Origin of the sequence: Meishania litoralis (assembly GCF_042611095.1) — a bacterium.
Lineage (GTDB): Bacteria > Bacteroidota > Bacteroidia > Flavobacteriales > Flavobacteriaceae > Meishania > Meishania litoralis.
Window position 1 is genome coordinate 167,527 of the sequence record NZ_JBHFPV010000001.1, and the last position, 20,799, is coordinate 188,325.

The 20,799-nt window shown below is 43.6% G+C and carries 20 protein-coding genes; 5 read left to right on the forward strand and 15 right to left on the reverse strand.

What is annotated here, in order from left to right; translation table 11 throughout:
• Positions 1-89 precede the first annotated feature (89 nt).
• The 9 genes from guaB to ACEZ3G_RS00825 all read right to left on the reverse strand — a co-directional run bounded on the left by guaB (position 90) and on the right by ACEZ3G_RS00825 (position 10,990).
• Positions 90-1,562 (reverse strand): IMP dehydrogenase, encoded by a 1,473-nt coding sequence (guaB, locus tag ACEZ3G_RS00785; protein WP_432423575.1) that lies wholly within the window; start codon positions 1,560-1,562, stop codon positions 90-92.
• 50 nt (positions 1,563-1,612) lie between these two features.
• Positions 1,613-2,119 carry a hypothetical protein gene (locus ACEZ3G_RS00790; RefSeq protein WP_432423576.1) on the reverse strand — a complete coding sequence of 169 codons (507 nt, stop codon included), beginning with the start codon at positions 2,117-2,119 and terminating at the stop codon, positions 1,613-1,615.
• Entirely contained in the window at positions 2,119-2,577 is a 459-nt protein-coding gene (locus ACEZ3G_RS00795; RefSeq protein WP_432423577.1) for an FMN-binding protein, read from the reverse strand. Before ACEZ3G_RS00795 ends, ACEZ3G_RS00790 begins: the two co-directional genes overlap by 1 nt.
• A gap of 153 nt (positions 2,578-2,730) precedes the next feature.
• Positions 2,731-3,912, reverse strand: a complete 1,182-nt coding sequence (locus tag ACEZ3G_RS00800) for a porin (protein ID WP_432423578.1) — start codon at positions 3,910-3,912, stop codon at positions 2,731-2,733.
• 576 nt (positions 3,913-4,488) lie between these two features.
• Complete coding sequence (locus tag ACEZ3G_RS00805) at positions 4,489-5,673, reverse strand: FG-GAP repeat domain-containing protein (protein ID WP_432423579.1); 1,185 nt, start codon at positions 5,671-5,673, stop codon at positions 4,489-4,491.
• Positions 5,674-5,700: 27 nt separating this feature from the next.
• Positions 5,701-8,589, reverse strand: coding sequence for a PVC-type heme-binding CxxCH protein (locus tag ACEZ3G_RS00810; protein WP_432423580.1), 2,889 nt, complete (start codon positions 8,587-8,589; stop codon positions 5,701-5,703).
• Positions 8,590-8,632: 43 nt separating this feature from the next.
• Entirely contained in the window at positions 8,633-9,286 is a 654-nt protein-coding gene (locus ACEZ3G_RS00815) for a 3-keto-disaccharide hydrolase (RefSeq protein ID WP_432423581.1), read from the reverse strand.
• Positions 9,287-9,463: 177 nt separating this feature from the next.
• Positions 9,464-10,333, reverse strand: a complete 870-nt coding sequence (locus ACEZ3G_RS00820; protein WP_432423582.1) for a hydroxymethylglutaryl-CoA lyase — start codon at positions 10,331-10,333, stop codon at positions 9,464-9,466.
• 30 nt (positions 10,334-10,363) lie between these two features.
• Positions 10,364-10,990 (reverse strand): LysE family translocator, encoded by a 627-nt coding sequence (locus ACEZ3G_RS00825; protein ID WP_432423583.1) that lies wholly within the window; start codon positions 10,988-10,990, stop codon positions 10,364-10,366.
• Positions 10,991-11,077: 87 nt separating this feature from the next.
• Here ACEZ3G_RS00825 and ACEZ3G_RS00830 point away from each other — a divergent pair, with 87 nt between their 5' ends.
• A complete protein-coding gene (locus tag ACEZ3G_RS00830) occupies positions 11,078-11,500 on the forward strand; it encodes a Dabb family protein (protein ID WP_432423584.1) in 423 nt (140 codons plus the stop codon).
• Positions 11,501-11,547: 47 nt separating this feature from the next.
• Here the strand turns inward: ACEZ3G_RS00830 and ACEZ3G_RS00835 are convergent, their stop codons facing one another.
• Both ACEZ3G_RS00835 and ACEZ3G_RS00840 read right to left on the reverse strand, forming a co-directional pair.
• Positions 11,548-12,585 carry a quinone-dependent dihydroorotate dehydrogenase gene (locus tag ACEZ3G_RS00835; RefSeq protein WP_432423585.1) on the reverse strand — a complete coding sequence of 346 codons (1,038 nt, stop codon included), beginning with the start codon at positions 12,583-12,585 and terminating at the stop codon, positions 11,548-11,550.
• Between the two features lie 89 nt (positions 12,586-12,674).
• Positions 12,675-13,115 carry a hypothetical protein gene (locus ACEZ3G_RS00840; protein WP_432423586.1) on the reverse strand — a complete coding sequence of 147 codons (441 nt, stop codon included), beginning with the start codon at positions 13,113-13,115 and terminating at the stop codon, positions 12,675-12,677.
• Positions 13,116-13,174: 59 nt separating this feature from the next.
• Here ACEZ3G_RS00840 and pepT point away from each other — a divergent pair, with 59 nt between their 5' ends.
• Both pepT and ACEZ3G_RS00850 read left to right on the forward strand, forming a co-directional pair.
• Positions 13,175-14,401, forward strand: a complete 1,227-nt coding sequence (gene pepT / locus ACEZ3G_RS00845; protein ID WP_432423587.1) for a peptidase T — start codon at positions 13,175-13,177, stop codon at positions 14,399-14,401.
• Positions 14,402-14,406: 5 nt separating this feature from the next.
• Positions 14,407-15,003: a YdeI/OmpD-associated family protein gene (locus tag ACEZ3G_RS00850; protein ID WP_432423588.1), complete on the forward strand. Its 597-nt coding sequence runs from the start codon at positions 14,407-14,409 to the stop codon at positions 15,001-15,003.
• A gap of 4 nt (positions 15,004-15,007) precedes the next feature.
• Here the strand turns inward: ACEZ3G_RS00850 and ACEZ3G_RS00855 are convergent, their stop codons facing one another.
• From ACEZ3G_RS00855 to nusB, 4 genes are all read right to left on the reverse strand, one after another.
• Positions 15,008-16,357 carry a Gfo/Idh/MocA family protein gene (locus ACEZ3G_RS00855; protein ID WP_432423589.1) on the reverse strand — a complete coding sequence of 450 codons (1,350 nt, stop codon included), beginning with the start codon at positions 16,355-16,357 and terminating at the stop codon, positions 15,008-15,010.
• Positions 16,358-16,456: 99 nt separating this feature from the next.
• A complete protein-coding gene (gene yajC / locus ACEZ3G_RS00860) occupies positions 16,457-16,744 on the reverse strand; it encodes a preprotein translocase subunit YajC (RefSeq protein WP_432423590.1) in 288 nt (95 codons plus the stop codon).
• A 23-nt stretch (positions 16,745-16,767) separates the two neighbouring features.
• Complete coding sequence (locus tag ACEZ3G_RS00865; protein WP_432423591.1) at positions 16,768-17,241, reverse strand: DUF1573 domain-containing protein; 474 nt, start codon at positions 17,239-17,241, stop codon at positions 16,768-16,770.
• Positions 17,242-17,407: 166 nt separating this feature from the next.
• A complete protein-coding gene (gene nusB, locus ACEZ3G_RS00870; RefSeq protein WP_432423592.1) occupies positions 17,408-18,355 on the reverse strand; it encodes a transcription antitermination factor NusB in 948 nt (315 codons plus the stop codon).
• A 176-nt stretch (positions 18,356-18,531) separates the two neighbouring features.
• On the opposite strand from nusB, the gene ACEZ3G_RS00875 reads away from it, so the two are divergent.
• Both ACEZ3G_RS00875 and ACEZ3G_RS00880 read left to right on the forward strand, forming a co-directional pair.
• On the forward strand, positions 18,532-20,286 hold the full coding sequence (locus ACEZ3G_RS00875; protein WP_432423593.1) for an ABC transporter ATP-binding protein: 1,755 nt from the start codon (positions 18,532-18,534) through the stop codon (positions 20,284-20,286).
• Positions 20,287-20,366: 80 nt separating this feature from the next.
• Positions 20,367-20,750: a PUR family DNA/RNA-binding protein gene (locus ACEZ3G_RS00880; RefSeq protein WP_432423594.1), complete on the forward strand. Its 384-nt coding sequence runs from the start codon at positions 20,367-20,369 to the stop codon at positions 20,748-20,750.
• The last annotated feature ends 49 nt before the right edge of the window (positions 20,751-20,799 follow it).

The following is a 20,799-nucleotide window of genomic DNA, read 5'->3' on the forward strand; positions in this document are numbered from 1 at the left end:
AAAACGATAAAGATAAATTCGTAGTATATTCTTTATACTATATAATCGACAAAGGTTTTGTAAATCTTGTCTTCTTGCTAAAACATCTACTAGCGACTATAGTTCGGAGACTCTTTGGTAATCGTCACATCATGCGGGTGGCTTTCATTGATACCGCTCGCCGTAATCTTTATGAAGCGACCCGATTCCTGTAAGGTAGCGATGTCTTTGGCACCGCAGTAGCCCATACCGGCCCGCAGTCCGCCTACGAATTGATGGATGCTTTCATTAAGTTCCCCTTTGTAGGGCACACGCCCGACGATACCCTCGGGCACCAGTTTTTTAATGTCGTCTTCGACATCTTGAAAATAGCGGTCTTTTGAACCTTGCTTCATGGCTTCGACAGAGCCCATTCCACGGTACGATTTAAACTTTCTTCCTTCATAGATAATGGTCTCCCCCGGTGATTCCTTGGTACCTGCCAACAGTGATCCGAGCATCACGGTATCGGCCCCGGCGGCAATTGCTTTGGGGATATCTCCCGTATACCGGATTCCTCCATCCGCGATAACGGGAACCCCGCTTCCCTTTATGGCCGCGGCAACTTCCAGGACAGCCGAGAATTGCGGAAATCCGACCCCGGCGACGACCCGCGTGGTACAGATGGATCCGGGACCTATTCCTACCTTAACGGCATCGGCCCCTGCCTCTACCAAATATTTGGCAGCTTCACCCGTAGCGATATTACCCACGATTACTTCAAGGTCGGGAAATTTCTTTTTTACGTCCTTTAAGACCGACACGACCCCTTTTGTGTGCCCATGGGCCGTATCGATGACGATGGCATCGACCCCGGCATTGACCAATGCCGCCGCCCTTTCGACCGCGTCGGCGGTAACACCAAGTGCGGCCGCCACACGCAAACGACCGAATTGGTCTTTGTTGGCAATCGGTTTTTGGGTCAGTTTCGTAATATCCCTGAACGTAATCAGGCCGACCAGTTTGTAATTTTTATCGACAACGGGAAGTTTCTCTATTTTGTTTTCTTGAAGAATATCCTCGGCCTCAGCCAAAGAGGTTCCCTCGCCGACAGTAACCAGATTCTCGGATGTCATGACTTCGGATAACGGTCGATCGTTATTTTTTTCGAAACGCAAATCCCTGTTCGTGACTATCCCTAACAGCTTTCCTTTATCATCTACTATGGGAATGCCGCCGATACTAAATTCGGCCATATTAGCTTTTGCATCGCGAACAAGGGCATCGGCCCGCAAGGTGACCGGATCCAAGATCATTCCGCTTTCGGCCCTTTTTACCTTTCTGACCTTCAGGGCCTGCTGCTCAATGGTCATGTTCTTGTGCAAAACCCCGATGCCACCTTCTTGGGCGATGGCAATGGCCATTCGCGATTCGGTAACCGTATCCATGGCCGCTGAGACTATGGGCACATTGATCGTGATATTTCGTGTGAACTTTGTTTGAATGTTTACCTCGCGGGGCAATACTTCGGAAAAGGCTGGAACCAGGAGTACGTCGTCGTATGTGAGACCTTCTCCTAGGATTTTATCAAGGTGGGCTTGCATGGCAATTAAGGATTAATTGCGTGCAAATATAGTGTTTTTTGAGGCAGCTTTTACGCCTGTTCAAAAGTCTTCGGACTATTTAAGGTTTGGCTCAGTACCAGTAGGGCCGAAACCGCAAAAGTGGCGGTCATCAACATACCCGAAAACATGACGACGTACTTCATCCAAAGTATGCCGGACCGCAACAGGTAAATGCCCCCGAAGGTCATTATGACGGAAAAAAAAGGTTCAATGGTCAAAAACAGTTTCAACGTTTTGGAGGCCTTGGTAATCCAGACCAGAGCGCCCAATAAGAAGAAAATAAGCGACATCGAAAGAATGTGGGTGTGCACGATGGTCAACATTTCCCTTTGACTTTTCTTGAATTTCATGACTTCTGCTTCCTCATCGGCTTCGTTACCCAAGTAGTTTTCTTCCATTCCCACGGGGTCGGTGCTGCCCGTCTCAGAAACGAAGAACAGCCCTGTAAAAAATCCGATGGAAAGAACAACGACAAAGCAAGCGATAAAGGCCCTGATTTCTTTGGGAAGAGTGCCCAGAAGTCCGTTGTACCGCATTAGATGATTTTATTTTCCTGAAGAATGCCGATGGTCTGCAGTAGATTATCGATAGCCCTGGTCATGGACCTTACTGAAATCGTCGCGCCCGAAATTCCATCAATATTCGATTCATGGTCCACTCGATCGTTTCCGGTCTTGCCGAAAAACTGTTTTAGCCATCGCCTGCTACCAATTTCACCACCGTATTCTTCACGGTACACGAGAACTTTTGAATTTATGACCTCCAATTTCATATTAAATATGACCAAATAATCGAATTTGGCCGTTTTGCTCGGGGCTTGATCGACAAAAACATAACCTATTAAATCGCCGTCCTTATAGATTCCATTGAAGTTGTTCTCGGTTATTTTGGAAGGAAGCTTTTGATTCAGATTGTCGTTTACCGTAACCGACCGAAAGGATATACCGCTGACCTCAAAAGTTCTTTCGACTTCCTTGGTCACTTTTTTTTCCATTTTTTTAGGCAATCCAAATCCTAGGAGCAAAAAGGAAGCCATCAACGGCAAAACACAAATGGTCTTCATCGAACGCATGCGACAAATATAATTATTTGGAATTAATCTTAATAAAAACGAAGTATTTTTAGTACTTAAAATTTCATAGCATAGCTAGAACCATACCCCAATACCCAGATTGAGTCGATTTTTCACCCCCTCGGTACCCTCCAACAAGTTACTTCTGAATTGATAGTCGCCTTTTACCACGACACCCGGGGCAATATGATAAGAAAGACCCGTGGTCACATCGGTTCTATCGTAGGTCTCGTTTCGTTGCAGTGACCCTTCGGTGTCGGCATGTGTATCGAACCTTTCGTACCGGACAAAGGCGAATAATTTCTGCTTCTTTACGGTCGGAAGAAGGTTATAGCCCCCCTCAACATAAAAGCCTTGTAAAGCGCTACCGAGATCTCTTCCTGTAATGCTGTTGTATGGCCCGGTATCGCTCAGTGAGGCATGGATAAACTGACCTCTGGCCGTAAATCTTCGATAAGCATAGCGTGCGTCAAGGCCGATCATCGAAATACCGATATTCGCACCATTGATTTCCTCTACATCATCTGCAGCTTGGGTCTTTCCGAAATAACCTGACAAACCCAATCGAAGCCCCGGTATACCATAATAGTCTATTTTGGCTGAAAGCGTGGGACTGTCCACGGTGGATTTAATTCCTTTTTGCCGACCGCCGCGTAATCCACTTGAGCCTTGCAAAAACCCTGAAACTCCACCTTCGCCATCAGCCTCGGTCGATTTGAAACCATTGAAGACATAGACTTGATATCCCAAGGATACATCGTTCAGGCGACCACTCACGCCAACACCGAGCTCGCGCCAAGTGGTCGGCACGATGGCATTGTCCATTGCCGGACGCTCCACCCCGTTAAAGGTCGTGGGTTCGTGATATTCGTTTATTATGCCCATGGGCACCAACATCAAACCACCGCGCAAGTTCACATTATTGGCGACGTTATAGTTGACAAAAGCCTGTTCGACAAAAACTTCCTCTACATGCTCAAATTCAATCTCGGTAAAGAATTGAACCTTGTCGGTAAAACGATACCCTAGTAACAGTACCAAACGCTGCACATCGATTTCACCGTTATCGCCCTCGGGTTGGTTGTACAACATTTCACCATAGGCCCCTACAGTAACCTCCGATCCGTAGTTTCCGGAAAGAATTCTTTGTGCGGAATTCAACTGTTTTTGCGGATCTAGCATAATCGAATCGGTACCCACTTGAGCAAATGAAAACGACACGAACAATACGGCAAGTGCTGAACAAATTTTAAGCATGATTGGTTTATTTTTATTTAGATTATGTATAAATAATTAATTTAAAGAAGCGCAAATTTAACCCCAATTATGAAATCGACAAACTTTATTTATATCAATTCTAAATAAAATACAAAGTTTAACATTTGAAAAACCGAAGCGATTCCCATGTAATGTCCGCAAATGGACGTCAGGATGAAGGGACCCTCTACGTTCTATATTTTATCATGCTAAACCTGATAAGACCGTTAGCTATTGGAGGAAGGTTGTTTGCCAATGCATATTGATTCTACCTTTCAAATCCGTGCCTATATATGACCGTCTTGAACAATGATCATCTAGGCAGGTTCCGATGGATCGGTAGACCAAGCGAGTGCAGTCGGAGCGTATTATGGCAATTTAGGACGAAACATCTTTCATCAAACCGATTCGGACACCCTATGTTTTCATATTTGCTTTGAACTACTTAAGAACATACTGGCCATTGCCAAAATGGATGAAGAATGTAACCTCAACATTGGAAACACATATTTGACAATTGATTTAGAGGGGCAAGTCTTTTTAACCATCTAATTGAGCATAGCTTTACCAAAGCAATCATTTACCAATATTATTCTCAAAAAGGAATACCCCATTCTTATTGACTATGACAATGTCGGGCCTACCATCTTTGTTGATGTCGGCAACGGTAATATTGAGTCCGATACCGGAATCATCATCTATCAAATGCTCTTTAAAGTATGGTTTTTCATCGGGCGTGAACTCGATATAGAACAAGAAGGGGTCTTCGGCATCGCCCGGGTCATTGCCATTATGTGCCAAAAACCGCTTTCCGGAAATCATTTCCGAACGCCCATCCCCATTTAAATCGGCCATAATGGTCGCATGGGTCTGTGCCGTAGTGGAGCTGATCAAATGGGTGCTGAATTTTCCGTTTTGATTTTGTTCATGCCACCAAACACCCAATTTATGGGCAGAGGCACTGACCACATCGTTGATACCATCACCGTTTACATCGAGTACCTGCATATGGGAACAATCCTCACCGAGGTTCGTATTGTGAAAAATCCAATCTCCAGACTTTTTTTCGACCTTTCCTTCGAACCAACCTTCTTTGATCATTACATCTTCGATTCCATCGTTATTGACATCCCCATAACCGATACCGTGTGAATACCGTTCCGTTCCGGGTACATTTTCCTCGCTCAACGCGTAGCGCTTCCATTCCGTTTGTCCCTTTTCCAAAGGGGCCTGTAGCCAGATTATCTGCTTTTTATCGACATCGCCACAGAGTATTTCAAGCCTTCCATCACCATCCATATCGACAAATCCGGGGGATTCGTTCGCAATGCCCACGGAATCCGCGATGATATGTTTTTTCCATTCGCCAGGTTCATTCTTCGGATTCTCGAACCAAAAAGCGGGTTTTCCGGGATAATCGATTACTATCACATCATCCCACCCGTCAAGATTCACATCCATACCGAGATTGAGAAAGGATTCGCTGTATTCCTTATAAGGGTCAAACGTACGTGATGGGGCCATTTCATGGCGTGTCCAATTGGGTGCCTCAAACCAATAATAGCCCGCCACGATATCCAATTGCCCATCATTGTTCAAATCGGCCACTGCGCTGCCTTCAGAAATAAAATCCCTTGTAATGGTGGTTTTCTTGAAATGTTTAGAGGTACCCTGCTGTCCATTGGCCGACCACAGACCGATTAGCAAGACGAACAATGAGATAGGTACCGACGAAAACCGCAAATAGAATGTATCTTTCATTTCACACGATGTTTTTGAGCATCTTTCTTAATGGTTAGTATTCGAAAGTACACTATCTATTTGTACTCGATAGTATATGTTCTCGTTCGAATCTTCACCGTTCAATTTTCTTTTTAAATCTTCCAATAGACTTTTTGATTTTGAGGTATTCATTGATCCGATTTTTCGAATGGAATAATCCAATATTTTAGGTATTTCGGAAGTTTCGGCCAATTTCAGGGCACGCTCCATATCCAAATCGATCAAGGGTTCAAAAGCATACCATAACATCAAAGGCAGGTTATGATCGCCCGCATCTTCACTTCTATGCAAAAGCCCCTGAACGGTGTTCCATCGTTCTTTCGGCGGTAATCTCAACAAGCCGGAGACAAGATAAAGTCTTACCAAAGGCGAAGAATCTTTTTCAGCTATTTGGCCAAAACGCGCCATTGTTTGTTCGGAAACCATTTTATCTTCACTCATCAATTGTATGGCCCAACTTCTAAGGTACTCGTTCTTGTTTTCCAATAAATCGTTCAAATCGCTTTCAGAAAGGCCATTGGTTACATGAAGTGTCCATAAAGCGCGTAGCTTTCGGGTCACATCCGGGTTTTCATTCAATATTTTTTTCAGGGCCGAATGTACCTCCGGATTTCCACCTCTTTCCTGCAAGATCGTCCTGGCCTGCCTCACATACCATTCATTGGGATGGAGCTGATACTCTACCAGATCAAGGTCGGATGCCTTCGTCAGATCGACCTGCACCCACTTATCATCCTTATGTGTAATCTTAAAGATACGGCCCAACGTTTTATCGTGTACATCGGGGTTTGGACTATGACATTGGTTTTGGTCGTACCAATCGATAGCAAACACAGAACCGCTGGGGTCGTATTTGAAATTCAGCCATTGCGACCACGAATCGTTCATTACCAAAAAATCTTTGTTGTGGGAGGCCACATAGCCCGAGCCCGAACGCGTAAGTTGATCATTGTTCAATCGTGCGCCATTGATATTGTTCATAAAAATGGTATTGCGGTAGTGATCGGGCCAAGTATCGCCACCGAGATAGATCATCGCCCCGGCATGGGCATGCCCCCCGCCGGCGGCGGCAGACCTAAAGTTGCCGGCATGGGGGCCGCGATCGCCCAAATAATGGACGTGATCACCAATGGTCTTGATATCGTCATAGGTATAGGCATTAAAATGTTCGCCCCCTTGACGTTGATATCGAGCACCCTGAACGATATGGTACATGTGCGGAATCACGCAGACCGTTATGAACGCATGCCCATAATCATTGAAGTCGATACCCCAAGGGTTGCTGGTACCTTCTGAAAAAATCTCGAACTCATGTTTGGTCGGATGGTAACGCCAAACCGCCGCGTTTAATTTCGTACGTTCTTTATCAGAAGCTCCGGGCTTGCCCACATTGGAATGGGTAAAGACCCCATGTACGCCGTATAGCCAACCATCGGGTCCCCATCTTAGATTATTAAGTACCTCGTGGGTATCTTCAAGCCCCCAGCCATCGAGCAGAATTTGAGGTGGACCGGAAGGTTTATCATTGGCATCATCGACCGGAATAAACAGCAAATAGGGCGCGGCACCTACCCAGACACCACCCATGCCTACTTCGATTCCGCTGGCCAGATTCAGACCTTCGATAAAAACCTTTCGCTTGTCCAAGGTTCCGTCGCCATTGGTATCTTCAAAAATCAAGATTCGATCTCTTCCTTTTCCCTCGGCTGCCGGTACGGGGTAAGTATGCCCCTCGACTACCCAAAGCCTTCCACGGGCATCGATCGTAAAACTAATCGGCCTTACAACATCAGGTTCTGATGCCGCAAGGGTTATTTTGAAATCCTCGGGCAATGTCATGGCTTTCGCCGCCTCTTTTCCCGAAAGTCCAGAATTGATGATCGGATCCAACGGGGGAAGCACAATAATATCTTCTTGGTTCAATTCATTCGTAAAAGTCGGACGGCTAGGGTAAAAGCGGAAATCGTCAAAACTGATATGTGCCCATTTATCATCGCCGATATATGGAATGGGCGAAGTACCCGTTTCGTTATCGACAATTCGAATGAATATCTCTTTATTCAAATAATCGCCCAAATCGACCACCACAGGTTGCAAGGTAGCCCTGCCCTGCCCGGTCGATGTAAAAACCACTTCATCGGTACCTGCCAAGACCAACTCGACACGGGTATCTGCCAGTGCCCCACCTGAAACCTTGAATGCTGCAAAGGGATGCGTAATTTCAAAAGGAACGGAAGTCAGCGTTCCTTTTAGTTTATAGTTCATTGTGCCACCACTGCTCAAAAAATAATCCCCGTCAAGACCAATCTTTACATCCTTTTCATGTACTGTGGATGGATTATTGAACAACGGGGCTTCAAAGGCTTCCCCCTCGGATTTCCAATCGCTCAGATTGCCCCGTTCAAAACCTACGTTCAAGGGTTTGTCATTTTTTACGGGAACAATGCCGACAACGGTGGGTGCGACTATTTCGCCTTCGGTAATTTCAAATTTTCCGACCATCCCTGCAGCCCGATGACCGGGAACGGTGCAGTAATACGTATCGTCTGAGGTCGCAATAAAAACAATGCTTGTGCTCGACCCCTTCTCTAACAAGGTTTCGCTTTTTATACCTAGTTTTTCCATGGCCACATCATGGGTCATGACTTCACCATTGGTAATGGTAATACGAACCCGGTCGCCCTTGTTCGCCCTCAGAGTAGGGTTTCTCGTGCCGTCTTGTGCAAAATAACCCAACATGGTCGCCTCAAGGGCATAATCGCGATCGATTCGATCGTCATTTTCGACTTCCTGCGCCTCGGAAGTCTCTTTTTCCTTAGGTCGGCATGAGACAATTATACCTATAAGGACTATTGCGAGCATTGTTCGAAATGCCAATCGATTGCTATTCTTCATAATCTATAAAAGCCGTTATTTATCAACGACTATGATGCCATAATTACTCTTTCAGTTCTGTTATAAAAATATCCTTAATGGCCACCAACGCTTTCCCGCCCCCGTGTATTTGGATACCGATTACACCTTCTTGGGGAATATCGGCATCATCTTCATGATAATCCACCGTTTTATGTCCGTTGATGTAAAGGCGTATGTGTCGATCTTCGGCCCGAATCTCATAATCGTTCCAATCGTTTTTCTTGATCCATTGCAATATTTGTGCAGCATCGGGAGCCATCAAGGTCTTGTTCCTTCTCGATTCGTCATAGAGACTGGCCCAGTACCCTTCACCCCAATCCGCCTGATAGCCTTTCATTTCATGCGCAGGTTCTTTCATTCGCTCGCTCCGAAATTGAATTCCCGAATTTATGAACCCTTCGTCTCCGGTCAGTTTGATCTTCAAGGTCAAAACAAAGTCGGAATAGGATTTCTCCGTACACAGAAAATCGTTATGGGGCACTTCATGTTCCAACGAACCTCCTAGCAGTGTTCCGTTCTCAATACGCCACATGTTGGTCGTATCCCCCTCCCACCCTTTGAACGTCTTCCCGTCAAAGAGCGCCTTCTCACTTCCTTCAGCCTGACCATGCACCAAAAACATATTGATCGCCAAGGTCATGATCGCGACAACGGTTATTTTAACTTTCCTAGACACGTTATATACGCTTATCGATTATATTTTAAGATCCTTGACCTTTACCAAGTACGAGTATATTGCTGGGACATCTCTAAAAATAGCGATTTATTTCCGAAAAAGGACTGGTTTTTAAAAGGTTGCGGGGGCTGCGGTCCAGCTCACATTTTGAGTGCAAAAGCCCATGGGTTCAATTTCCTATTCGGAATATTTCGAAAACAGTTCCAGTGCCTTGTTGTAGGCCGCTTCGAAATCGAGCCAATTGACTCCCGAATCGATTTTTTCGGCCGTAAAATAGGAAAGCATTTTTTCGGTGGGCATATTTCCGGTCAATTCGTCCTTGGCCATGGGGCAACCGCCAAAACCTTGAATGGCCCCATCGAATCTTCTGCAACCCGATCTATATGCGGCATCAACTTTTTCTTTCCATTTGGAAGGAGTGGTATGCAAATGGGCCCCAAACTCTACCTGTGGATATTTGGGAATCAAGTTTGAGAAAAGGTAGTCGATGATATCGGGCGTAGAAGAACCGATTGTGTCGGACAAGGATAGGATTCGGGCACCCATGGCAGTAAGTTTCTCTGTCCACTCCCCTACGATTTCGACATTCCAAGGGTCACCGTACGGATTTCCGAATCCCATGGAAATATAAGTGACGACTTCCTTATTGGCCGCGTCGGCAATGTTGAATATTTCTTGCAAGGTAGCTACCGATTGCGCAATGGTCTTATGGGTATTGCGCATTTGAAAATTTTCCGAAATCGAAAATGGAAATCCCAAATAATCGATCTGTTCATGCTCGACAGCATCTTGGGCACCTCTTACATTGGCAACAATTACGGAAAACTTGCTGCTTGTTTCCGTGAAATCAAGTTGGTTCAAAACCTTTGCCGTATCGGCCATTTGCGGTATGGCTCTGGGTGACACGAAACTGCCAATATCAATCGTATCAAAACCGCACCCCAATAACGATTGCAGGTATTTGGCCTTGGCCTCGGTCGGGATGAAGGTCTTGATTCCTTGCATCGCATCACGGGGGCATTCGATTATTTTAACTTTTTCGGACATAGACCACCAATGGATTAATCAAAATTAGCACTATTTATCCGATATCAATATGTAGACAGCAATACCAACGAATACCAAAATTTGCAGCCATTTCAGATAGAACCCTACATTTGAGTTTTCTTTGATAAAATCGGAAATATAACCTGCCAGGATCGCGATTAGGGCAAAAACAATAAAGGACACCAACATGAACAAAAATCCGAGAACGAAGAATTGAACAACCGTATTTATCGTATCACTGAATAAAAATCCGGGGAAAAAGGCCAAGAAGAAAATAGCGACTTTAGGATTCAGGACGTTCATAATGAAACCTTGCCTGAACAACTGTAGAAGGCTTTTTTGGGGCACCCCATTATTCTGTAATCGAATATCGCCATTACTTTTGAAAACCCGATACGCCAAATAAATGAGATATATCGCCCCAAATAGTTTAATCGTAAAAAAAAGCGTATCGCTCCGTTTGATTACGGCCGAAACACCGAAGGCCAAGAACGAAGTATGTACCAGACAACCCGAAATAAGCCCCGCAACCGTGGCCAAACCATATTTTTTGCCATTGACCATGCTCTGCATGAGCACATAAATATTGTCCGGTCCGGGCGAAAATGCCAAAGCCGCCGTGGCCAACATAAAGCCTACTAAAACTTCAAAATCCATACTCAGATATTGAACCCATTAATTGACCGTAAAATACAAATTCAATGACATCTATTTTTTATATCTTTCGACTTAAATCAATATGAAATGAAAAATTACGGTTTTACCCTGCTATTGTTTCTAGGTATCTTGGCATGTGGATTTACATCAAAAAAGGAAGTAAAAGAAAACAAAAAGATAGCTATGGAAAAAACTCTGGTAGGCGATAGTGTTTTGAGGCACGTGGTTCTGTTCAAATTCAAGGATGGAACGTCTAAGGATGATATCAAAAAAGTCGAAGAGGCATTTTCTGCCCTACCCTCGAAAATACCCGAAATTGCCGGATACGAATGGGGGACGAACAATAGTCCCGAAGGCTTGAACAAAGGCCTTACCCATTGCTTCTTTTTAACTTTTAAATCAGAGGAAGATCGTGCCGTTTATCTACCCCACCCGGCGCATAAGGCTTTTGGCGAAGTATTGGGACCGCACCTTGACGATGTTACGGTTGTCGATTATTGGACGAAATAGTTGATGGTTGATGGTTGATGGTAAATATTTAATGTCCGAACAACCCACTACATATTTAAGATAGCTTTATTGATTCTTTTGACGAGGCTCGGCCCTTCGTAAATAAATCCGGTATAGAGCTGAACGAGATCGGCACCGGCATTTAGTTTGTCCAAAGCATCTTGGGGTGAATGTATGCCTCCTACCCCGATAATCGGAAAGGCCTTATTGCTATTTTCAGCTAAAAACCGAATAACTTCGGTACTTCGCTCCGTCAATGGTTTTCCGCTGAGCCCACCTTTTTCTTCGGCATCTACAAGGTCAGATTTCAAATCTTTGCGTTCGATCGTCGTATTTGTCGCGATAACGCCGTCTATTCCGGTCGTCTTTACGATCTCGATAATATCGATCAACTGGGCTTCGGTCAGGTCAGGTGCAATTTTTAACAGGATAGGCTTTTCTAGACCGTTCGAAGCTTTAGCCGCGTATTTTTCATTTTCCTTTTTGAGCTCTTTCAATAAGGCCGTCAAAGGCTCTTTATCTTGCAGTTCCCTAAGACCGGGGGTATTTGGCGAGCTCACATTGACAACGAAGTAATCCACATATTTGAAAAGTGCATCAAAACAGATTAGATAATCTTTAATGGCATTGTCGTTCGGGGTAACCTTGTTCTTTCCGATATTACCCCCTATCATCACATTTTTGTTCGTCTTTAGACGTTCAACCGCATCGAAAACCCCTTGATTGTTGAAACCCATACGGTTTATTATGGCCTTGTCTACCTTTAATCGAAATAGTCTTTTTTTTGGATTGCCTGCCTGGGCTTTGGGCGTCAAGGTACCGATTTCGATAAATCCGAACCCAAAATTTGAAAGCTCTTGGTACAATTTGGCATCCTTATCGAAGCCAGCCGCAAGACCAACGGGATTTTTGAACTTCAGACCAAAAACCTCACGCTCCAACCTTTTGTCCTCGATTACAAAAATCGACCTGAAAATTCGAGAAAATCCGATATTCGAAAACAATCGAATGAGTGAAAATGTAAGATGATGAACCCTTTCCGGATCAAGTAGAAAAAGTAAGGGCCGAACGATAATTTTGTACATAAAACGCGGGAGGATTTTGGTAAAAATACAAACAAAAGCCTTGTATTTTCCCTATACCAACCGTTTTTATCAACACCCGAAGGTTAACATCATTTTGGGTCCACGGCATCTCCCATTTGAACCGGATCCACGCGAATGGGGTCTAACAAAGCCTCGACACAAAGACTTAGATAGCGTTCATATTGCCTTTCGTTGAACATCACGAGCAACTTCTTATCGCTTTCATATGAGGCGTCGATCAATTTTTGTTGGAGCATTTTGTATTTTTCGGCCAAAGTGGTCAACTGCTCGGGTGAACTCTGTGGGTGCTGATCAAAAAGTTTTTGAATATCATCTTTTATGGCCTTGGACGTCACTTCAAGTTCAGCCCTTATTTCCTCCATTGCAGTTACTTGTTTTTCATTTAACTGAAAAACCTTTACAATAAGGTCGATGTTCTTTCCGCCGATGTCCAAAGTACAACTTTGGGCACTGGCCGAAAAAAACAAGAAGAAAGTTACCACTAATGTAAGAATGGCTTTGGAATACATACGGTTACAACTTGTATTTGCTCTAGTATAAACAGTATTTTTACTCAAAAATTATATAAATGCAGCACATAATCGACCGATTTATCGGGTACGCAACCATTGATACGCAAAGTGACCCAACCTCTGACAGCACCCCCAGTACTGAAAAGCAATGGGTCTTGGCACAAAAACTTGCCGAAGAACTGCAAGAAATAGGCATGAAAAATGTCTCTATCGACGACAATGCCTACATTATGGCAACTTTACCGGGCAATGTCGACAAAAAAATACCGACCATCGGATTTATCTCTCACTTCGATACATCGCCCGACTTTTCTGGAACTAACGTTAACCCGAGGATCATAGAAAATTACGATGGAGGTGATATCGTTCTGAATGCCGCAGATAATATCGTTCTCTCACCCGATTATTTCGAAGATTTGCTTTTCTACAAAGGGCAGACCCTGATAACCACAGACGGCACAACCCTTTTGGGCGCAGATGATAAAGCGGGTATCGCCGAAATCGTTACGGCGATGGAATATTTGATCCAACATCCCGAAATCGAACATGGCGAGATAAAAGTAGGTTTTACCCCTGACGAGGAAATCGGTCGTGGCGCACATCGTTTCGATGTTGAAAAATTTGGTGCCGATTGGGCCTATACCGTTGACGGCAGTCAAATCGGAGAGCTTGAATACGAGAATTTCAATGCCGCAAGTGCGAAAATCGTCATTAAGGGAAAAAGCGTACACCCCGGATATGCCAAAAACAAAATGATCAATGCCATAAGTCTTGCGCACGAGTTTATGAAAGCCTTACCCCATGAGGAAACACCTCAAAATACTAGCAAAAGAGAAGGTTTTTTTCATGTGCACCATATTCAAGGTGAAATTGAACATGCCGAGCTCGAACTTATAATTCGAGATCATGACAGGAACCAGTTCGAAAGAAGAAAGCGATTATTGCAAAAAACGGCGGAATCATTGAACGAAAAACATGGAAAACAAATTACCCTCGAACTAAAAGACCAGTACTACAATATGCGCGAAAAGGTCGAACCCGTTTTTCATATCGTTGAGATCGCCAAAGCTGCCATGGAAGCGGTTGGTGTCACACCGATAATAAAGCCGATACGTGGAGGAACTGACGGCTCGCAGTTGAGCTTTATGGGATTGCCTTGCCCGAATATTTTTGCAGGCGGACATAATTTTCATGGAAAGTATGAATATATACCGGTCGAAAGTATGCTTAAGGCCGTTGAGGTTATCGTCAAAATTTGCGAACTTACGGCAAGCAAAGAATAGCCGGTATGGATATTTTAGAAAAAGTGGAGGCGTATTATGAGACTGCCCATCATTTTAAGGAAGGGATAAATGTTTTGCGCGATTTGGCATTAAAGGCCAATGCAGAGGAAACTTTCAAATGGCAAGCCCCGGTATATGCAATCGATGGAAAAAATGTATTCTGGATAGCTAGGTTCAAAAATCATTTCGGAATCGGTTTTTTCAATGGAATGTTTTTAAAAGATCCGAAAAACGTACTCGTAAACGTGCAAAAAGGTAAGACCTTGACCATGAGACATTGGCATTTTACATCTTTGGATGAAATCGACGAAAAAGGGGTACTGTACTATATTCGGGAAGCCTTGGAAAATCAAAAGAAAGGTCTGGTTTTGGCCCCTGCCCAAAAGAAAAAAAGAAAAGCTGTCATCGTTCCACAACTATTGATGGATGCCTTGAAAAAAAATTCGGCCGAAGATATTTTCAAAAAGCTATCACCTTATAAACAGACCGAATATGCCGAGTACATCGCAGACGCCAAACAAGAAAAAACCAAAATAAAAAGGTTGGATAAGATTATTCCCATCATAAAAAAAGGCAAGGGCCTTAATGACAAGTATCGATAACCGTTCAAAGCATCGGTAGCTTCCAACCGTTGTGATAGGTCGCCTTTGTAAACTCGTTGGCGGCTTCTTCCTTGAATTTGTTGGCGGCCGCATCCCAATAGATGCGATTGCCCGTTTTGAAGGCTACATTGCCCATATGCGAGACCAAAGCGGCATCATAGCCCACTTTTATAGGTGCCGTAAGCTTTGAAGCGTCTCGATTTTTTACAGCTTCAATAAAATTTTTCGTATGAAGGTCCAATCCACTGACACCGCCGGTATCATGCGCTTGTGCTTCTATTTTCGGAATGCCCTCCTTTCCCCAACCTTGAAATTCTTTTTCGGGAATGATCTCCCATCCACTACGGTCCAGCACCAAGGTACCGAGATTTCCGATGAAGGCTATTCCGTGGTTTCGTCCATAGTTTCCGCCGTCTATTCCCGTTGCGTGTTCCCATAAAATGGAAAAATCGTCGTACTCAAAAACGGTCTGAAGGGTATCGGGCGTTTCGGAAGCATCATCCGGATAGGCGAATTTCCCACCAAGTGCCATCACCGATTTCGGTCTTCCGGCCTTCATGCCATATAGCGCATAATCAATTAAATGAACGCCCCAATCGGTCATTAATCCTCCGGCGTAATCCCAGAACCATCTAAAATTAAAGTGAAAGCGATTCTGGTTAAAGGGCCGCAGTGCTGCCGGTCCTAACCACATATTATAATCAACACCTTCCGGTACGGCCGAGTCTTCGATTATGGGCACAGGTTTCATCCAGCCTTGATAGGCCCAAGCCTTTGCCAACCTGATATTGCCAAGTTTACCGGAATGTACAAAGTCGATGGCATCGACAAAATGGGGCTGGCTTCGCTGCCATTGTCCAATTTGCACCATTCTATCACTGGCTCCGACATAATTGAGCATAATGTCGGCCTCTTGTATCGAATTGGCGATCGGCTTTTCACAATATACATCCTTACCAGCCTGCAAGGCGTCGGTCAACATTAAGCAGTGCCAATGGTCAGGGGTGCCGATTATCACGACATCGATATCTTTATTTTCGAGCAGTTTTCGATAGTCTTTGTACCATGTCGGCTTTTTTATTCCAGCCTTTTCGAGGTCTGCCGTACGTTTCTTCAATACGCTTTCATCGACATCGCAAAGGCCAATTATATCGACCTCGCTAATTTTGAGCATCGAACTTAAATCGGAAAAACCCATGCCATTGCAACCTATCAAACCTACGTTGATCCGATCGTTCGGCCCGACCTTTTTACGAATCTTGCCTAAAAGTTCTATCGGAAATAGAAAAGAAGCCGTTACTCCCGTCGCGGCAAGTGAGCTTTTTTTGATGAAATTTCGTCTATCGGTATACATGGTCGCAAATTTTAAGAACCGTTCAATATACTGATTTTGGAGCAAAAAAAAGCGGCGACCTTAAGATGGTCGCCGCTTTTTTTATTCATTATGACCTATTTATTTTTTTGCCGGAGCATTTAATTTTTTGCTCAGCTCCATAGAAATGGCCGTACGATCAAATTTCAACTTACCGGCCATTGTTTCGATGACGCATGAAAAATCGCTGTCATTCAATTCAAGAATCTTGCCATGAAGGCCGCTTTTGGTAATAATGCGATCTCCACGCTTCAACTCTGAGGCGAATTTTTTTTCATCTTTTTGCCGTTTCATTTGCGGGCGTATCATGAATAGATAGGCCACCACAAAAATCAATATCATCGGCAGAAACTGCCCCAATCCTTCCATACTGTGTTCTCGTTTGTTCTATTTTATTGTGCTACCGGACCTGTAGGTGTCGCACCCTTAGGGTTTACGAATGCCTTGATCCTCAATAGTTCTTGTCCCTTTTCGGTATTGGCCGTTACGGTAATAGTTTTGGTAACCTGATTTTGGCCCGAACCATTAAAACGCACCAAAAGCTCGCCTTTTTCACCTGGGGCGATAGGGGCCTCCGGTTTTTTAGGTACGGTACAACCACAGGTACTTTTGGCATCGGTAATGATCAAAGGTGCATTGCCCGTATTCGTAAAAGTGAATATGGTCTCTTGCGGAGTGCCTTGTTCTATGGTACCGAAATCATGTTCCGATTTTTCGAATTCCATTACAGGAAGTTGTTTCGCTGCCTCGTCACGCTCAGCGGCCACTGCCACGTTGCCCGTCTTGATCTTGCTGCTTGCGTTTTCTTTACAAGAAGTAAACGCCAAAAGGGATAAAACACCCAATGATAAAATTGCTCTTTTCATTTTAGAAATTTTTATTTGTTGCAAAACTAAAGAATTATTGGTTACTAACGTAAAAATTGAGCTTGTAGTCTATTTACAACCAATTTTCTGCCCATGTAGTTCATCGATCGCCCCTGATTCTGCTTATCTTTCAGGTCATTGCAAAGCCGTAGATCCATCAATTTGGTCACAAAAGACCCCTACCCATTTTTTTCAACTTTCCTTCTTTTCGATATTCCTTGACCAATTTATCGAGCACTCCGTTTATGAATATGCTGCTCTTCGGAGTGGAATATTCTTTGGCAATCTCAAGAAACTCATTAATAGTGACCTTTTCGGGTATCGAAGAAAAATTAAGAAGCTCGCATATTGCCATTTTCAGTAAAATGGAATCAATATCGGCAATTCGGTCCTTATCCCAGTTTGGTGTTTTTCCCTCTATTTCCTTTTCCAACATGGCATCGTGCAATAAGGTCTTGGTGAGCAGTTTTTTTGCAAAATCCATATCATCATCGTCCTTCAACAATCTTGGTAAAAAGAAGGCCTCATTTTGACTTTGCCTTACCTTTTTTAAAAGTTTGATGATATAGGTGTTCACAATGGGAATATCGTCTACCCAAGTCAGCTGGGTGTCTTCGAAATAATCGTATATTTTTTCGTTGGGCGCAATGACCTCCCTGTATAGATCAATGATAAGCATTCGATCTTCGTCATAAGAACTGCCGATTCGATGCATATAATCGAGATATAGATCGCTCTCGACTACCTCCTTGTAGATAAGTCGAACATACTCATCGTTGAGATACCAGTCTTTCAACTTTCTTCGTTCTAGCTCGGAATTCAATTTAATGTTGGTCGCCAACTGCTGTAGCAACGCATTGTTGACGAACTTTTCCTTATCGGGATAATCGTCCGAGGTGTTCTTTAGATATTTGTTCGACGAAAGTTGTATCTGTTCCTTGGCCAGTCTTTGCACTTCGATCAAAAGGCTCAAGAGCAATAAATATAGGGTATACATATTCTCGATGCTCGATCTCAAGAACCTTTCCTGGGTCTCCAAAGAACCTTCCTTTGACTGGGCCAAGGCGTATATGCATTGCATAACCTTTACACGAATATGCCTTCTGGTAAGCATGTTAAAGAACTTTTAGGTATGGCCATGTTTTTCAAGGCAAAAATAACAATCTATTTTCTAAACAGAACCAGAACCTATCATTTATGTTATATATTTTATAACATTTGCTTTTGCCCCAAACCATTATCTTTGGCATTTGCGAAAACGCTTCGAACCACATTGGCCAAATATAGGGTATGAAAGAACTAAAACACGTCAATAAGTATTTCAAAAAATATTGGTTCAAATTGTTGATGGGCATAGTAATAACCATCATCGCACGCGTTTTTACCCTTGTTATGCCCTCATACGTGAATAAATCGATAAGTGTTGTCGAAAATTTTATGGGCGGAAAAATCGCTGAATCCTTGGCGAGGGAACAACTACTTCAGTATATTTTGATAATAGTGGGGGCGGCTTTGCTGTCTGGTTTCTTCACCTTTCTTATGCGCCAGACCATAATCAATGTTTCGAGATATATCGAGTACGACCTCAAGAACGAGGTTTTCGATCATTATCAATTCTTGAGCCTTGATTTTTACAAGAAGAACAGAACGGGCGATTTGATGAACCGTATCAGCGAAGATGTCGGCCAAGTGCGCATGTATGCCGGCCCAGCATTAATGTACGGTATCAATACGATCACCCTATTTGCCTGTATCATCCCCATCATGTTCTTTACCGCGCCTAAGTTGGCCGCCTACGCCTTGATTCCATTGCCGATTCTTTCGGTACTAATCTATCAAATAAGCCGGATCATTCACCGGCGCAGTACAAAAGTGCAAGAATTTTTATCGACCCTTTCGACATTTACACAAGAGACCTTTTCAGGGGTTTCGGTAATCAAGGCCTATGCCTTGGAACCACGGATCAATTCTGAGGTCGGTGTGCTTGCCCTAGAAGGAAAGAACAGGAGTATGGATCTTGCCAAGGTAAACGCCTGGTTCTTTCCGCTGATGGTACTGATGATAGGGATCAGCAATATTTTTGTTATCTATATCGGGGGAAGACAGTATCTAAATGGCGAAATAGCCTCTGTCGGTGTCATTGCTGAATTTATACTCTATGTAAACATGTTGACATGGCCAGTGGCCATTGTCGGATGGCTCACATCGATAGTACAGCGGGCGGAAGCATCACAGAAAAGGATCAACGAATTTCTAAAGGAAAAACCTTCGATTACCAATAATGTTGCCGAAACGACTCCGATCAAGGGCAAGATCGAGTTCAAAAACGTGTCGTTCACATATAATGATACCAATATCACTGCACTGAAAAACATTTCCTTTGTCGTCAACGAGGGTGAAACCGTGGCCATTTTAGGTAAGACCGGAGCAGGAAAATCCACGATACTTGACTTGACGGCAAGGCTTTATGACGTCGATTCAGGAGAAATTCTAGTAGACGATGTGCCCATTAAAGAATTAAACCTTGAAAGTCTTCGGGGCAATATAGGTGCCGTACCGCAAGATGCCTTTCTGTTTTCCGATTCGATCAAGAACAACATTAAGTTCGGCAAAGAAAACGCCAGTGAATCTGAAGTAATTGAAGCCGCCAAAAACGCCGTGGTCCATGAAAATATTATGGGCTTTTCGAAACAGTACGATACGGTTTTGGGCGAAAGGGGAATCACCTTGAGCGGCGGACAAAAACAGCGGGTCTCGATCGCAAGGGCCTTGATAAAAGAGCCCCAGGTCTACCTATTCGATGATTGCCTTTCTGCGGTGGATACCGAGACCGAGGAAGAAATTTTGAACAATCTTAAAAAGGCCTCAAAAAATCGTACGACGCTTATCGTCAGCCATAGGGTCTCTTCGGCCAAAAATGCCGATAAGATCCTGATACTTGATGACGGAAAATTGCTTCAAGAGGGCACACATGAAGAACTGAACGATGTAGATGGTTATTACAGTGAACTTTATCGCAATCAGCTTTCGGAGAAAGAAAACTGAAAAATTGTTGCTCCATAAGCATTTTTTTTTCATTTTTGATAGAATAATTCCTCACCGTTAGGAACCATATACAACACAAAATGGGCGATAGAGATTTAATGGATCAAGAAGAGATTTATTCGAAAGTTTTAAGGGCGGGAAGAAGAACATATTTCTTCGACGTAAGAAGCACAAAGGCCGGTGATTATTATCTTACCATTACCGAAAGCAAAAAATTTACCCACGATGATGGTTCCTTTCACTATAAAAAGCATAAAATCTATCTCTATAAAGAGGATTTTAGTGCTTTTAGAGAGCATGTCGAAGAAATGATGGATTATATAATCGATGAAAAAGGAAGCGAAGTAATCTCCGAAATACATCAAAAAAATTTTAAAAAAGAAGATAGTATAGAGGCCCCTTTGGAAAATGGGGAAATGAAATCAACAGAAAACTTTACCGATGTCGACTTTGACGACATATAGGTAATGAACTTATCGATAAATAACTTACGGCCCTTTTGACAGGGTCGTT